16 protein-coding genes are annotated in these 15,336 nt (G+C 67.8%); 13 read left to right on the top strand and 3 right to left on the bottom strand.

The window, feature by feature from the left end:
- Window positions 1-76 precede the first annotated feature (76 nt).
- The gene (locus tag U9J39_RS12800) at window positions 77-1,018 is read right to left on the bottom strand and encodes a LysR family transcriptional regulator (protein WP_116314665.1); all 942 of its coding nucleotides are present in this window, start codon (window positions 1,016-1,018) and stop codon (window positions 77-79) included.
- 157 nt (window positions 1,019-1,175) lie between these two features.
- Here U9J39_RS12800 and gtdA point away from each other — a divergent pair, with 157 nt between their 5' ends.
- The 7 genes from gtdA (at window position 1,176) to U9J39_RS12835 (ending at window position 9,228) form a co-directional block, all read left to right on the top strand.
- Window positions 1,176-2,222, top strand: coding sequence for a gentisate 1,2-dioxygenase (gene gtdA / locus U9J39_RS12805; RefSeq protein ID WP_115712844.1), 1,047 nt, complete (start codon window positions 1,176-1,178; stop codon window positions 2,220-2,222).
- A gap of 89 nt (window positions 2,223-2,311) precedes the next feature.
- On the top strand, window positions 2,312-3,010 hold the full coding sequence (locus U9J39_RS12810) for a fumarylacetoacetate hydrolase family protein (protein WP_116314663.1): 699 nt from the start codon (window positions 2,312-2,314) through the stop codon (window positions 3,008-3,010).
- Window positions 3,011-3,027: 17 nt separating this feature from the next.
- A complete protein-coding gene (maiA, locus tag U9J39_RS12815) occupies window positions 3,028-3,669 on the top strand; it encodes a maleylacetoacetate isomerase (protein WP_115712848.1) in 642 nt (213 codons plus the stop codon).
- A 27-nt stretch (window positions 3,670-3,696) separates the two neighbouring features.
- Window positions 3,697-4,911, top strand: coding sequence for a 3-hydroxybenzoate 6-monooxygenase (locus U9J39_RS12820; protein ID WP_326347216.1), 1,215 nt, complete (start codon window positions 3,697-3,699; stop codon window positions 4,909-4,911).
- Between the two features lie 125 nt (window positions 4,912-5,036).
- A complete protein-coding gene (locus U9J39_RS12825) occupies window positions 5,037-6,377 on the top strand; it encodes an MFS transporter (RefSeq protein ID WP_116314661.1) in 1,341 nt (446 codons plus the stop codon).
- A gap of 173 nt (window positions 6,378-6,550) precedes the next feature.
- A complete protein-coding gene (locus U9J39_RS12830) occupies window positions 6,551-7,927 on the top strand; it encodes a serine hydrolase domain-containing protein (RefSeq protein WP_326347217.1) in 1,377 nt (458 codons plus the stop codon).
- A 203-nt stretch (window positions 7,928-8,130) separates the two neighbouring features.
- Complete coding sequence (locus tag U9J39_RS12835; protein WP_326347314.1) at window positions 8,131-9,228, top strand: porin; 1,098 nt, start codon at window positions 8,131-8,133, stop codon at window positions 9,226-9,228.
- Between the two features lie 48 nt (window positions 9,229-9,276).
- Here the strand turns inward: U9J39_RS12835 and U9J39_RS12840 are convergent, their stop codons facing one another.
- On the bottom strand, window positions 9,277-9,885 hold the full coding sequence (locus U9J39_RS12840) for a cysteine hydrolase family protein (RefSeq protein WP_115712854.1): 609 nt from the start codon (window positions 9,883-9,885) through the stop codon (window positions 9,277-9,279).
- Window positions 9,886-10,103: 218 nt separating this feature from the next.
- Between U9J39_RS12840 and U9J39_RS12845 the strand changes: the two genes are divergently transcribed.
- Window positions 10,104-11,075 carry a GlxA family transcriptional regulator gene (locus U9J39_RS12845; RefSeq protein ID WP_115712856.1) on the top strand — a complete coding sequence of 324 codons (972 nt, stop codon included), beginning with the start codon at window positions 10,104-10,106 and terminating at the stop codon, window positions 11,073-11,075.
- Between the two features lie 42 nt (window positions 11,076-11,117).
- Here the strand turns inward: U9J39_RS12845 and U9J39_RS12850 are convergent, their stop codons facing one another.
- Window positions 11,118-11,513 (bottom strand): hypothetical protein, encoded by a 396-nt coding sequence (locus tag U9J39_RS12850; protein ID WP_240987851.1) that lies wholly within the window; start codon window positions 11,511-11,513, stop codon window positions 11,118-11,120.
- On the opposite strand from U9J39_RS12850, the gene U9J39_RS12855 reads away from it, so the two are divergent.
- From U9J39_RS12855 to U9J39_RS12875, 5 genes are all read left to right on the top strand, one after another.
- Window positions 11,512-12,090: a hypothetical protein gene (locus tag U9J39_RS12855; protein WP_326347218.1), complete on the top strand. Its 579-nt coding sequence runs from the start codon at window positions 11,512-11,514 to the stop codon at window positions 12,088-12,090. The genes U9J39_RS12850 and U9J39_RS12855 overlap by 2 nt on opposite strands.
- Window positions 12,091-12,219: 129 nt before the next feature.
- Complete coding sequence (locus U9J39_RS12860) at window positions 12,220-12,660, top strand: YciI family protein (RefSeq protein ID WP_326347315.1); 441 nt, start codon at window positions 12,220-12,222, stop codon at window positions 12,658-12,660.
- Window positions 12,661-12,858: 198 nt separating this feature from the next.
- Window positions 12,859-13,560 (top strand): DUF899 family protein, encoded by a 702-nt coding sequence (locus U9J39_RS12865; protein ID WP_116314659.1) that lies wholly within the window; start codon window positions 12,859-12,861, stop codon window positions 13,558-13,560.
- Window positions 13,561-13,768: 208 nt separating this feature from the next.
- On the top strand, window positions 13,769-14,374 hold the full coding sequence (locus tag U9J39_RS12870) for a DUF6932 family protein (protein WP_326347219.1): 606 nt from the start codon (window positions 13,769-13,771) through the stop codon (window positions 14,372-14,374).
- Window positions 14,371-15,285: a hypothetical protein gene (locus U9J39_RS12875; protein ID WP_326347220.1), complete on the top strand. Its 915-nt coding sequence runs from the start codon at window positions 14,371-14,373 to the stop codon at window positions 15,283-15,285. Before U9J39_RS12870 ends, U9J39_RS12875 begins: the two co-directional genes overlap by 4 nt.
- Window positions 15,286-15,336: the final 51 nt, after the last annotated feature.

Below are 15,336 nucleotides of genomic sequence, written 5' to 3' on the forward strand. Positions count from 1 at the left end.
GGCGCCTCCGCCTAAGCCAGCGGCGCCTCCGCCTAAGCCAGCGGCGCCTCCGCCTAAGCCAGCGGCGGTTATCCCCCTAAGCCAGCGGCGCCTCCGCCGGCACCTGCTGCGCCCCCGCCGCCCGCCGCAGGCAATCCAGCATCGCCGCCACCGCGGCACGCGATTCGCCGTCCGCGCGCCAGTACATCGACACCGATCCGAACCCGGCCAGCCGCAGCGGCACGATGCGCAGCGCGCCCAGTTCTTCCAGCCGGCGCGCGGTACGGTGCGAGGCCAGCCCGATCATGTCGCTGTTGTTGAACAGGGTCAGGTTGAGCACGGTGGAATTGCTTTCCACGCAGTCCGCAGGCAGCGCGCGCCCGGCGCTGGCGAGCGCGCCCTCCAGCGCATTGCGGATCGGCGTGCCGCGCGGCCATACCACCCAGCGGTGGCGGTACAGGTCGTCCCACGCCACCTTGCCGCCCTGCAGCAGCGGGTGCCGCGGCCGCGCGACGAAGTGGATCGGCTCCATGTAGAGCGATTCGGTGCGCATCTGCGCATCCTGCAGCTCCGGCGCGGAGCGGCCCACCACGATATCGAGCTCGCTGCGCGCGAGCTGGCTCATGAGCCGGTCCATGGTGGTTTCCAGCAGCCGCACGCTGGCGCGCGGCATGCGCTGCATCAGCTGCAGCGCGGCCAGCGGCACGGTGTCCGCCGCCGATGCCCCCGAGGTGCCCACCACCACGATGCCGCTGCCGCCGTCGCGCATGGCCTGCAGGTCGTCGCGGGCGGTATCGAGCTGGGCCTCGATCCGGCGCGCGTGCTCGATCAGCGACTCGCCGTAGGGCGTGGGCCGCAGGCCGCGCGCCTGGCGCTCGAACAGCGGCAGGCCGATATCGTCCTCGAGGTCCTTCAGCCACTTGGAAAGCCCGGGCTGGGTGGTGTTCAGCATGGCGGCGGACTGGCTCATGTTGCCGGTCTCGGCCAGGCTCAGCAGCATCTGCAGGTTGCGCAGGCGCAGTCTCTGGGTCCAATCCATGGGGCGTGACCTATACGGTAAATCGTATCGATAAGATGAAAACTTCATTTCAGATCTTATAGGCCGGGGCGTATAACGACAACACAGACGGTGCGCAGCGATGCAGGCACCCACCCAAAGCGCTCCCGAACGCCTTGTACAAAGTTATGGAGACAGCATGTCCGAGCACACCCCAGACCCGGCCCGCCAGGCCTACTACGAAGACATCGGCCGCAGCCACATGACCCCGTTGTGGGAGTCGCTGCACGCCCTGGTGCCGCCGCAGCCGCGGCCGCAGATCGTTCCCGCGATCTGGAAGTACGCGCAGATCCGCCCGCTGGTGATGCAGGCCGGCGGCATCATCAGCGCCGAGGAAGCGGTGCGCCGCGTGCTGGTGCTGGAGAACCCCGGCATCCCCGGCAGGTCCAGCATCACCTCGACGCTGTACGCCGGCCTGCAGCTGATCCTGCCGGGCGAGATCGCGCCCAGCCACCGCCATACGCAGTCGGCACTGCGCTTTATCGTCGAGGGCAAGGGCGCGTGGACCGCCGTCAATGGCGAGCGCGCCACCATGCATCCCGGCGATTTCATCATCACGCCGTCGTGGACCTGGCACGACCATGGCAACCCGTCGGTCGAGCAGGGCGGCGAGCCGGTGGTGTGGCTGGACGGCCTCGACATCCCCATGGTGCAGCAGTTCGACGCCGGCTTTGCCGAGAACTACCCCGAATCGCAGCAGCCGGTGACCCGCGCCGAGGGCGACAGCTTTGCCCGCTTCGGCCACAACATGGTGCCGGTGCGGCACCGCGTGACCGATCCCACGTCGCCGGTGTTCAGCTACCCGTACGCGCGCTCGCGCGAGGCGCTGGACCAGCTCTACCGCAACGGCGAGCTCGATCCCTGGGACGGCGTCAAGCTGCGCTACGTCAACCCGGCCACCGGCGGCTGGCCGATGCCGACCATCGCCAGCTTCATGCAGTACCTGCCGGCGGGCTTCCAGGGCAAGACCTACCGCAGCACCGACGCCACCGTGTACAGCGTGGTGGAGGGGCGCGGCACGGTGCGCATCGGCGATGCGCAGTTCCAGTTCGAGCCGCGCGACGTGTTCGTGGCGCCGTCGTGGGCGCCGGTGCAGCTGGGCGCGCTGGAGGATGCCGTGCTGTTCAGCTATTCCGACCGGCCGGTGCTGTCCGCGCTGAACCTGCTGCGCGAAGCGCGCACCTGAGCCCGCAACCCCGACCAAGCCGCTGCCCGGCGGTGCCATCCGGTACTGCCGGGCCGGCGCTTACCTGCCAAATCACTGGAAGCCTCACCATGTCTTACGTTTTCACGCCTCCCGCCACCGTTGCCATTCCCGTTGCCGGCAGCGATGACCAGTTCGCCGTGCGTCGCGTCTACTGCGTCGGCCGCAACTACGCCGCCCACGCCCGCGAAATGGGCTTCGATCCCGAGCGCGAACCGCCGTTCTTCTTCTGCAAGCCCGCCGACGCCATCGTCCCGGTGCAGGCCGGCACCACGCTCGAGCTGCCGTACCCCGCGCAAACGCAGAACTATCACTACGAGGCCGAGCTGGTCGCCGTGATCGGCAAGGGCGGCTCGGATATTCCCGCCGGGCGGGCGCTGGAGCACGTGTGGGGCTACGCCGTCGGCCTCGACATGACGCGCCGCGACCTGCAGATGAAGATGCGCGAGATGGGCCGCCCGTGGGAAATCGGCAAGGCCTTCGACGCCTCGGCGCCGGTCGGCCCGATCCACCGCGCCAGCGTTATCGGCCACCCGCAGCGGGCCGGCATCTGGCTGACGGTCAATGGCGAAACCCGGCAGCGCAGCGACGTATCACACCTGATCTGGTCGGTGGCCGAGACCGTGGCCTGCCTGTCGCAGTTCTTCCGCCTCGAACCGGGCGACGTCATCTTCACCGGCACGCCAGAGGGCGTGGGCGCGGTCAAGGCCGGCGACACCATGGTCACCGGCGTCGACGGCCTGGGCGAACTGACCGTGCGCGTGGTCTGAACCAGGCAAGCCCGATCATGCAGCTCTACAGCTTCTTCAACAGCTCCACCTCGTACCGGGTTCGCATCGCGCTGGCCCTCAAGGGTTTGCCGTACGACTACCTCGGCGTCAATATCCGCACCGGCCAGCATCGCCACGCCGAGTATGTCGATGGCATCAACCCGTCCGCCTCCGTGCCCGCGCTGGTCGATGGCGATTTCACGCTGGGGCAGTCGTTCGCGATCATCGACTACCTGGATGCGCGCCATCCCGAGCCGCGCCTGCTGCCTCAGGACCCTGAGCAGCGCGCGCGCGTGCTGGAGCTGTCGATGCTGGTCGGCTGCGATATCCACCCGGTCAACAACCTGCGCGTGCTGCGCTACCTGCAGGACACGCTGAAGGTCACGCCCGAGCAGAAAGACGCCTGGTACCGCCACTGGGTCGACGAGGGCATGGCCGGCGTCGAACGGCTGCTGGCGCGCCACGGCCATGGCAAGTGGTGCTTCGGCAATGCCCCCACGCTGGCCGACGTTACGCTGGTGCCGCAGGTGGCCAACGCGCTGCGCATGGGCTGCGAGCTGGATCGCTACGAGCGGGCGATGGCCGTCTTCACCCACGCCAGCGCCCATCCCGCCTTCGCCCAGGCCGCGCCCGCGCGCCAGCCGGACTACATCGCCTGACGCCAGCGGCGCAGGCAGGAGACAGCAATGAGCAACACCCGCAACACGACCGGCAAGATCCTGATCATCGGCGGCGGCATCGGCGGCCTGGCCGCGGCGCTGGCGCTGGCACGCCAGGGCATCCGCATCGAACTGCTGGAGCAGGCCGGGCAGATCGGTGAGATCGGCGCCGGCATCCAGCTGGCCGCCAATGCGTTTGCCGCGCTCGACGCGCTGGGCGTGGGCGAGGCCGCGCGCGGCCGTGCGGTCTTTACCGACTACCTGAGCCTGCGCGACGCCATCGACACCAGGGTGATCGCGCAGGTCGATGTCGGGCAGGCGTACCGCGAGCGCTTCGGCAACCCGTATGCGGTGATCCATCGCGCCGATATCCACCTGTCGATCCTGGAGGCGGTGCAGGACCACCCGCTGATCACCTTCCGCACCAGCACCCGCGTGGAGCAACTGCTGCAGGACCAGCACGGCGTGACCGTGGTCGACCAGCATGGCGAGCACCACCGCGGCGATGCGGTGATCGGCTGCGACGGCGTCAAGTCCGCGATCCGCCAGGCGCTGATCGGCGATGAGGCGCGCGTGACCGGGCACGTGGTCTACCGCGCCGTGGTCGACGTGGCCGACATGCCGCGGGACCTACAGGTCAACGCACCCGTGGTGTGGGCCGGCCCGCACTGCCACCTGGTGCATTACCCGCTGCGCGGCGGCCAGCAGTACAACCTGGTGGTGACCTTCCACAGCCGCGAGCAGGAAACCTGGGGCGTGCGCGACGGCAGCAAGGAAGAAGTGCTGTCGTACTTCGCGGGCATCCACCCGCTGCCGCACCAGATGCTGGACCGCCCGACCTCATGGAAGCGCTGGGCCACCGCCGACCGCGACCCGGTCGAGCGCTGGAGCTTCGGCCGCGCCACGCTGCTTGGCGATGCCGCGCACCCGATGACCCAGTACGTGGCGCAGGGCGCCTGCCAGGCGCTGGAGGATGCCGTGACGCTGGGCGCGGCGGTCAAAGCCGCGGCTGGCGACTACGCCGCCGCCTTCAACCTGTACGAGCAGGCCCGCATCCCGCGCACCGCGCGCGTGCTCTATGCCGCGCGCGACATGGGCCGCGTCTACCACGCGAAGGGGGTCGACCGCCTGGTGCGCAACAGCCTGTGGACCGGCCGCACGCAGGCGCAGTTTTACGATGCGCTGCAATGGCTGCATGGCTGGCGTGCCGACAAGTGCCTGAGCCCCACGCCCTGGCTGTAGATCACTGAACGCGCCTTTCTTTCCGCGCTGAAAACGCTCGCGTCGTAAATCCTGACAGCGAGCCGGCGGCCGACGAAGCCGCCGGCCCAATCGCGCCCTAAATCTGGCAACAAGGAGGAGACACCATGCCTGCCAGCCAACCGCTCAACGTCACCGCGTTCATCGACCGCCAGCCGCTCTCGGCGTTCCAGGTGACCATCGTCGTACTGTGCTTCCTGATCGTTGCCGTCGATGGCTTCGATACCGCCGCGATCGGCTTTATCGCGCCCGCCATCCGCGCGCAATGGCAGCTGACGCCGGCCCAGCTGGCGCCGCTGTTCGGCGCCGGGCTGGGTGGCCTGATGGCCGGCGCCTTCCTGTTCGGCCCGCTGGCGGACCGGTTCGGCCGCAAGAGCGTGCTGGTGCTGTCGGTGCTGTGCTTCGGCGCGGCCAGCCTGGCGTCGGCGTGGTCGCCGGACCTGTGGACGCTGGTGCTGCTGCGCTTCGTCACCGGCCTGGGGCTGGGCGGGGCCATGCCCAATGCCATCACGCTGACCTCGGAGTTCTGCCCGGAGAAGCGGCGTTCGTTCCTGGTCACGACCATGTTCTGCGGCTTCACGCTGGGCTCGGCCCTGGGCGGGCTGGCCTCGGCCGGGCTGATCGACGCCTTCGGCTGGCGCTCGGTGCTGGTGGCGGGCGGCGTGCTGCCGCTGCTGCTGGCGGTGGCGCTGGTGTGGCTGCTGCCGGAATCGGTGCGCTACCTGGTGATGACCGGCAAGTCGCGCGAGCATATCGTTGCCACGTTGCAGAAGATCGCTCCGCATGAAGACCTGCGCGGCGCCACCTTTGCCGTCAGCGAGCAGCGCGCCGCCAGCTCGCCGGTGCGGCACCTGTTCAGGCCCGAGCTGCTGCGCGGCACGCTGCTGTTCTGGCTGACGTTCTTCATGAGCCTGCTGGTGATCTACCTGCTGTCGAGCTGGCTGCCGACGCTGCTGCGCGGCACCGGCCATTCGCTGCGCACCGCGGCGCTGGTGACGACCATGTTCCAGGTGGGCGGCACGGTCGGCGCGATCGCGCTGGGGTGGTTGATGGACCGGTTCAACCCGCACCATGTGCTGGCCACCAGTTACGCGCTGGCGGCGCTGGGCATTGCCGCGGTGGGCAGCGTTGCCGCCGAGCCGGTTGCCGCGGGCGTGGCGGTGTTCGTCGCGGGCTTCTGCGTCTCGGGCTCGCAGGTGGGCGCCAATGCGCTGTCGGCCAGCTTCTATCCGACCGACTGCCGCGCCACCGGCGTCAGCTGGGCCAACGGCGTGGGCCGGATGGGCTCGGTGGTGGGCTCGGTCGGCGGGGCGACCCTGCTGTCGATGGGCCTGGGCCTGCCCGCGTTGTTCGCTTTGATCGGCGTGCCGGCACTGGTTGCCGGGCTGTCGATGTTCTCGCTGGGCGTGGTCAGGCGGGAGCGGCCGCAAGCGCGCCTAGCTGTCTGAGGCTGCGCCTGCGCCGACATTCCCAAGGGTTATGGCTCTATTCCGAACAGAGGATTGTGGCCATGGCCGCTGGCCTGCAACATGGCGCCCGCGGCCTGCTGCGGCAGGCTGGCATCTGATCACAGAAGGCGGCGCAGCGCGTGTGCAGCCGCCTCGACAGCCATGGAGACAGCATGCAGGCGCAAGCGAAGTCGCGCGGGACGGGGTTCCGACGCAATCGGATGTGGTGGAGGATGGTGCCGCTGGTGGCATTGATGGCGGTGCCGGCCGGCGTAGCACTGGCGCAGGGCGCGGGCCAGCCCGCGGCAGTGGCCGAGAGCGAAGTCATGCAGGGCTTTCCGCCGCCGCCGGACAAGCAGGTCAGTCGCGGCACCGGCCTGCGCCCGCCCTATATGCGCTGGGCCTTCCGGCATGCGCGCGAGATGTCGCCCACCGTCGGTATCCGGCATGCGAGCCAGCCGCTGGCGCTGCCAGGCCAGGCGGCGCCGGAGCTGGACGCCGTCCGCTTTAGCGTTGCCGGCCAGACGGTGCAGGTGGCGGACTACCTGCGCGATACGCATACCGATGGCTTTATCGTGCTGCACCAGGGCCGGATCGTGTACGAGCGCTACCTGGCCGGCTTTGGCCCGCACCAGCCGCATATCTGGGCGTCGATGACCAAGTCCGTGACCGGGTTGCTGGCGGCGATGCTGGTCGATGAGGGCAAGCTCGATCCGCAGGCGCGGCTGGCGCAGTACGTGCCCGAGCTGGCCGGCAACCCGTTCGGCGAGGCCACGGTGCAGCAGAACCTGGACATGGAGGTGCCGGTGGGTTATCCGCAGGCACTGCCGCCGGACCTGGGGCTGTTTGGTGCCGTGGGCATCGTGCCGCGCAAGCCCGATGCGCCCGACACCATCTACGACTTCCTCAAGGTGGTGCACGCCACCGGCACCGCGGGCGAAGGCCCGGAGGGCGGCGTCTGGTATTACCAGAACGGCTCGCCGGAAGCGGTGGCATGGGCGCTGCGCCGCATCACCGGCAAGCGCTGGGCGGACCTCGTCACCGAGCGGCTGTGGTCGCGCTTCGCCGATGACGATGCCTACACCCAGGTCGATCGCCAGGGCACTGAAATGGCCAGCGGCGGCATGAACTCGACGCTGCGCGATGCCGCCCGCTTCGCCGAGACCGTGCGCCGCGCCGCGGCCGGCGATGCCACGCTCGGCATTTCGCCGAAGGCGGTGCGGATTGCGCTGCAGCCGGCCAGCAACCAGTCCCGCTTTGCGCGCGGCAACACCACCGCTGGCCGCGATGGCTACGGCTACCGCAACTACTGGTTCCAGCGCAACGACGGCGACGGCAGCATCGAGGCCGGCGGCCGCTTCGGCCAGAAGATCTACATCAATCCTGCCCGCGAGCTGACCGTGGTGAAGTTCTCGGCCAGCCCCGACGGCGCCGCGCGCGCGACCAGCGCCGCCGCCGTGCGCAAGCGCGACGATCCGGCGCGCGCGCTGGAGTCCTCCGAGGCCATGGTGGCGGCGGCGCACGCCCTGCTGCGCGCGGCCAGCCGCTGATCCTCGCCGGGGCCGCCCGGCAAATTCCCCCGGCACCGAGTTTCCCCGCACGCCGCCAGGCCGTGCGCGGGGAACCTGCGCGCCCGCGGCGCGGCCGGCTGCGCACGCCGGTCGACCTCCGCCATCCAGCCACGGCGCTTCTGCCGTGGCGATGACCAAACAGAACGAAGGAGCGAGACATGAAGACGAGGCTTTACCCGCTGATGCTGCCAACGGCGCTGGCCATGCTGGCCATGCCGGAGGCTGGCGCGCACGCCAGCGTGACGCTGTATGGCGTGGCGGATGCCAATATCGAATACGTCAACCACCTGTCGGCCACGTTGCCGACGCAGGCGGGCTTTCCCGGGCCGGGCCAGAGCCGCGTGGCGCTGGGCTCCGGCGGCCTGTCGGGCTCGCGCTGGGGCTTGCGCGGCACCGAGGACCTGGGCGGCGCGCTGAAGGCCTTGTTCGTGCTGGAGAACGGCTTCGGCATCGACGACGGCCGGCAGACGCAATCCGGCCGGCTGTTCGGCCGCCAGGCCTTTGTCGGGCTGCTGAGCGAGCGTGCCGGCCGCCTTACCTTCGGGCGCCAGTACACGGCCATCTTCGACGCCTTTTCCAACTTCTCGCCCAGCGGCTATTCCACCCAGTACGAGCCGATCGCGGCACAGCTGGGTCTGGATTTCCGCTCGGACAACACCGTCAAGTACACGGGCACCTTCGGCGCGGTAACCGCCATCGGCAATTATTCATTCGGCAATGGCGTGCTCGGCGCCGGCGAAAACGCCGGGCAATCGCGCCGGGATACCGGCTATGGTGCCGGCCTGAACTACTTCGCCGGCGGCTTCGGCGCGGCGCTGGCGTTCAACCGATTCAATCCGACGCTCGGGACCGGCGGCGCGGTCGGCAACTTCCGCAAGGCCGGCGCCGCGCTCAGCTATCGCGCCGGGCCGGTCAAGCTGATGGGCGGCTATCGCTGGGGCCTCAACAAGGCGGCCAACGGCGCCACCATCGTGCGCGACGATTACTACTGGGCCGGCGTGAACTACCGCGCCACGTCGGCGCTGGACCTGACGCTGGCGTTCTACTACGACGACGTCAAGGCGCTTGCCGGCCGCAATGTGAAGAACCCCTGGCAGGTCAGCTTGATCGCCGACTACAGCCTGTCGCGGCGCACCGACGTCTACCTGACCACGGCCTACGTGCAGCATGCCGGCATCAATTTCGATACCTCGGCGGTGAGCTTTGCCAACGGCTATTTCCTCGGCAGCGGCCATCGCAGCATGACCGCGGTGGCGGTGGGGATGCGGCACCGGTTCTGATTGGGACCGTGCGGCCGGCCCGGTATCGCCAGGCCAGGCCGCAGTCGCTCAGGCCAGCGGCAGCTTCAGCACCTGCTCGGTGCTCAGGATATCGCCGAAGGCGTCGTCGAGCGCGGCCAGCGCGGCGCGGTGCAGGTCCTGGTGCGACACCGTGCCGGCCGCGGTTTCGAGGTCGCGCGTGGCGCAGGCGTCGGCCGCCACGATCACGCCGTATCCCAGCGGCACCGCGTCGCGCGCCGCGCCGGTGACGCAGGCGTGGGTCATCAGCCCGGTAATGATCAGGGTCTTGATGCCGGCCGCCTTGAGGCGCTGGTCCAGGTCGGTGGTGGGGAAGGCGCTGACCGAAGTCTTCTGCACCACGGTGTGGTGCGGCGCCGGCTGCAGGTCGCCGTGGAACGCCACGGTGGCGCCGTGTTCGGCGAAGACGGGGCTGCCCGCCGGCGTGACATGCTGGATGTGGAACACAGGCATGCCGGCGGCATCCGCGTGGTCGACCAGGCGCCGCGCGTTGCCAAGGGCAGCCGGGCCGTCGGGGATCGGCAGCTTGCCGCTGAAATACTCGTTCTGGAAGTCGATGACCAGCACGGCGGTGCTGGCGGCTTCGATGGCGGTGCGCGCCGGTGCGCCGGCGATGGTGCGTAGGGTCGGGTGGTGCATGATGGTCCTCGTCGACAGGGAAGTAGTGGGCGGTGCCAGTGGCGGCCGCTGCGTTCGCCGCAGGCGCGGCATGGAGCGTAGTTTCCGGCGCCGCCGGCAGCGCCGGAAGTGGCCCGATGGACAACATCCGATAGAATCGGGCCAAACCACGTCAACGTGGCCATGCGGGGCCGTCTTCCAAACCGCCCTAACCAAGCCTCCGACCCAGAGAGATTGCGATGCACACCGTCGCGGTGATTGCCTTCGAAGGCATCAGCCCCTTCCACCTGTCCGTGCCCTGCATCGTCTTTGGCGACGACCTCGACCGCCTGGGCGTGCCGCGCTACCGCTTGCTGATCTGCGGGGAGACGCCGGGATTGATTGCCACCATGTCGGGCTTCCGCATCGAGGTGGAACACGACCTGTCGGTGCTGGAGCAGGCCGATACCGTGATCATGCCGGCGTGGCGGGACCCGGGCGAGCGCGCGCCGCAAGCGCTGCTCGACGCGCTGCGGGCCGCCAGCGCGCGCGGCGCGCGCATCGCCGGCCTGTGCCTGGGCACCTTCGTGGTGGCCGAGGCCGGCCTGCTGGACGGCCGCACTGCGGCCACGCACTGGGCCTGGGCCGACGACTTCGCGCAGCGCTATCCGCGGGTGCGGCTCGACCGCGATTCGCTTTATATCGACGATGGTGCGATCCTGACCTCGGCCGGCACCGCCGCCGCGCTCGACTGCTGCCTGCACCTGGTGCGGCGCGACCATGGCGCCGAGGTGGCCAACCGGGTGGCGCGCCGCATGGTGGTGGCGCCGCACCGGCACGGCGGCCAGGCGCAATACATCGAGCACCCGCTGCCGCAGGCGGACGGCGCCGACCGGCTCAGCCTGACGCTGGACTGGGCCATCGCGCACCTGGCCGAGCCGCTGACGCTCGACACGCTGGCCGAGAAGGCCGGCATGAGCCGGCGCAATTTCACCCGGCGCTTCAAGGAGAAGACCGGCACCACCGTGACGCAGTGGCTGCTGAACCACCGCCTGACGGCGGCGCGGCGTTTGCTTGAGACCACCGACAAGGGCGTCGACCTGGTGGCCGAGCTGGTCGGCTTCGGCTCGGCCGTTTCGCTGCGCCAGCATTTCACCCAGGCGCTGGCGGTGTCGCCGTCGGCCTACCGCAAGCAGTTCGGCACCGCGCTGCCGCGCCAGCGCGCCGGCTGAGCCGTTGCTCTTGCCGGCGCGCCGATGCCGGCCAGCGCCGGCTCACATGTCGTGGTGATGCCGGTGCGACCCGCCGAACAGCCGCGCGCCCAGCACCACGCCGATCCCGAGCGCCATCGCCAGCGCACGCACGGGGTTGGCGTGGACGAACGATTCAGTGCGCTCGAGGCCGGTTTCCCACTCGTTCTTGACGCGTCCTTTTACGTGCCGGGCAACCTCCGCGGACTTGGCCGCGAGTTCCGTCGCTGCGCTGCCCGACCTGGCGGCAAGTTGGACGAACTCCGCCTTGGCCTGCTCGAGGTTATCGCCGGACAACGTGGGCAGGCGATCGATCAGCCGGTCCAGCTCGCGCGCCAGGTCCTGCGATGCCGATGATCGTGCCGACGTGTCTCTCCACGACGCGCCGGTGCGCGTCTCCGAACCCGATACCGAAGACATGCGCGTCTCCTGCTGGCGCAGGCCCGATGTGCTGGTGGGCGTGCTTGTCGTTTCCGTCTGTTCCATGGTGCGCCTCCGCATTGAAGTATCCATGGCGCACCGGGTGAACCCGGCGCGCCACGGGAGGGCGGTGCACCTTTCGTGCCGGGCGCTGGCTGCCGGCGTGACCGCCTCCGCGCCATGCCAGACGGGGCGCCACCGCGGCGCATCGACGGCGCACCCGCATGCCGCATTACAAAGTCAGGCAGATTTGCGCGCCGAGATTGCGCGGCGCACCCGCCAGCGCAGCACGGCGCGGCGCGCGGGATCGCCGGGGCGCACAAAAACGCGCAGCGCGGCTTGGCATGGCGGTTGCATCGTCAAGGGTGTCGTACTCTGCAAGCAGGAGGGCATCATGGCACATCAAATTCCACGGCCAGAGGAAGGGCCGCACGTACCCGAGGTGCCGCCGGCCGATCCCTCGCGCAAGAGCGAAGAGCAGCTTCCGCCGCGGCACGACGATGACCTTGGCAAGCCACCGCGGCAGCCGGGACAGGAGGACCTGCGCCGGCAGTCGTCCTGGTCGATGCAGCAATAGCTTCTGCCTGATAGGGTTCTGCCCCACAGCGTCTATGCTGGACCGGTGTGCGACACGCCCCATCGCGGGTGCGTGGAGCGCGCCACCCGGCGCGCATGTCGCCACACACGTACCTGAGGAGGCATGTCGATGCGTGTAATGGTGATCGTCAAGGCAACCAGCGAGTCGGAAGCCGGCAAGATGCCCGGCACCGAGCTGCTGGCAGCGATGGGCAACTTCAACGAAGAACTGGTCAAGGCCGGCATCATGCTGGCGGGCGAGGGCCTGCAGCCCAGCGCCAAGGGCAAGCGCGTGCGCTTCTCGGGCAGCCAGCGCACCGTGACCGATGGGCCCTTTGCGCGACCGGAAGAGCTCGTTGCCGGTTTCTGGCTGTGGCAGGTCAAGTCCATGGACGAGGCGGTGGAATGGGTCAAGCGCTGTCCCAATCCCATGGAAGGCGAATCCGACATCGAGATCCGGCCATTGTTCGAACTTGAGGACTTTGGCGCGGAACTGACGCCGGAACTCCGGGAGCAGGAGGAACGGCTGCGCGAGCAGGCCGCGCGCACGGCCAGGTCCCCGCAAGGCTGAATCGGCGTTACGCAGAGAGAGACGGCGGTCACACGCGAGTGTGAACCGCCGTTTGCGCTGAGTGGAGCGAGGGCGGCGTTCAGCTGTCGCATTGGAACGATTGGCGCCGCGCGGGAACGAAACAGGACAGGCGTGTGAAGCGGCCATCGCCGCATGGCGAAAGCCGTGCCCGGCACGCGATCTTCCAGGAGGACTGACATGAACACCACGGCAAAGCTGGTTCCGTCGACCGAACTGGCGCGGCAGAATCCCGTCCACTTTCCGAATGAAAGCAAGGCGTACCGCGAGGCGCGCAACGCCTTGCTGGCGGAAGAAATCGAATTGCGGCGGCACATCGAACGCGTGGCCGCACAGCGCCGCGCGTTGCCGCCCGGCGGCGAAGTGACGAAGCGCTATACGTTCCAGGGCGAGCACGGGCCGGTAACGCTCGAAGACCTGTTCGCCGGCAAGGATACGCTGGTGGTCTACAGCTATATGTTCGGGCCGCAGCGGGAGCGGCCTTGTCCGATGTGCACGTCCATCATGGCCGGCTGGGACCACAAGGTTGCGGATATCGAGCAGCGCACGGCACTGGCGATGGTGGCGCGCTCGCCGATCGATCGCCTGGTCGCGGCCAAGCGGGCGCGAGGGTGGAGGCAGCTAAAGGTGTATGCGGATGTGGACGGCGATTTCACGCGCGACTACGTCAGTGCGGAGGATGCGGACGTGCCGGGATATACCGTCTTTTCGCGGCGCGATGGCAAGGTGCGGCATTTCTGGAGTAGCGAGATGTATGCGCTGACGTGCGATCCGGGGCAGGATCCGCGCGGGGCGCCGGATCTGGATGCGTTGTGGACGTTGCTGGATACCACGCCGGAGGGAAGGGGGGATTGGTATCCGGAGCTGGAGTATGGGAAGTGAATTGATCCAAGGATTCCCGCTTCCCGCCGCCTGCACACGAACGTTCACGTTCCTATATGGCGTCGCGTCGCGTACCGACCGTGTGCAAAACTTCTCGTGATCGTGTTCACACCTCCAATGCAACGTAATGCTGCCGCGACGCGGCCGATGGAACGAACAGCCCAGGCCGTTGGATCGCGGTGGGCGCCCAAGTCGAGCAGAATCCTATATGAGCCAAGTGCCTATCCCCGCGTGGAATGCAATGCAGGTGCTTCCACCTGTCAACGATCTGGATCCTGTCAGCCCGGATAGATCGCCGTACGAAGTCTCGCTCGTATCTGTCGTGGTCAGGTTTGCAACCTCCTGGCAGCGCTGCAGGATATTGCGCGGCTTTCTGGGCTTCCGTGCCACGTTGCACCAGGCGGGAATTACATCAGGATTTCAATGGGTGGATGGAAGCTTCAGTGAGAACGTTGAGGTTCTCGAGGCGAGAAATCCCGGGGATGTCGACGTGGTCAGCTTTCTGGATGATCCGGACGGTGACCTCGGACAGAAATTTCCCGGCGATCTCGCGGATCACGGTGAGGTCAAAAAGGCATTCCTCGTAGATGGCTATTGGGTTGAAACTACGCTGCCGGGGCGGAACCTGGTAACCCTTTCCGCCTACTGGTACAGTATCTGGGCACATCGGCGAAACAGCCAGTGGAAGGGGTTCCTTCAACTTGACCTGGATCCGGCGGAAGACGCCGATGCCCTGGCAGAGTTGACGCAGATCGAGGCCGGCCTTGTACCACGCGCGCCGCCGGCCGGCGCTGCACAAGCGGGGCAACCATGAATCGACAGGAACATACAAGCCTTCTCGCAGAGGAACGCTTTCTTGCCAACCAGCTCGCTCGACTGCCGGCTGGAGCAGGCATCACCAAGCAAAGCCTTGAACATCGCCTGAAGGGTATCCAGGCTGTATTGGCCACTCAGCGCCTCGATCCGAATTCCCCTGCCAAATCGCGTCTGACCTTTCGCGGCCGCCCTGTGCGCGGCACGCATGGAATCGCTGCAGAGTTTGGCGTTGCCGCCACAAAGGCGTTTGCGGATGCAGTGACGGCTGTCGCGGCTTCGTTTTCAGGACCGCTTGCGCCAATGGGGCCTATTCCTAACCGAGATCAAAACCAGCTCCTCATTACTGGTACGGCCGTCGGCTCCTTTGGCTTTGAGTTGGAGGAGGCGAGAAGCCTGGAACTACCACCTGATGACGAAACTCCCCTTAACAGAGCCATGAGGCGAACGGTGCGTCTGATCGAGAGTACGACTGGTACAGACGATGAGTTGGCTGACTCCCTTGCAGAGATTGATCCGCGGGCTCTTGAAAAGGTGAAGGCTTTCTTGGTTGTTCTCGCGGATAACCAGGCAGCGTGCACGATCGAGACCGGGGCTGAGGTTTTCCGCTTTCAGGACTTTGATCAAGTCGCACGTAGTGTTGAACGCTTGAGCAATGAGAATGTTCGTGAAGAAGAGGTGCGGCTAACTGGAAGGTTTGTCGGTGTCCTCCCTCACCATAGAAGCTTTGAGTTCGTGCCGGAAGGGGCCGACGAGGTCATCTACGGAAGGATCGCCGCCAGGCTGGAGCATCCTGCTGAGCTTGCTGGCAATTTGCAGAGCCTTTATGAGTCGACCTTCGCACGAACTCAGGTAGGCGGCGGACGTCCGCGCTACGTGCTTCTGAATGCGGTGCCCGCCGAACAGTCTTAAAGCCATAACCACGCAACATTTAGCGAGGGTGGCGGGCCATAGAGCGAGGGT

It is taken from the genome of Cupriavidus sp. SS-3 (assembly GCF_035818815.1).
Lineage (GTDB): Bacteria > Pseudomonadota > Gammaproteobacteria > Burkholderiales > Burkholderiaceae > Cupriavidus > Cupriavidus taiwanensis_C.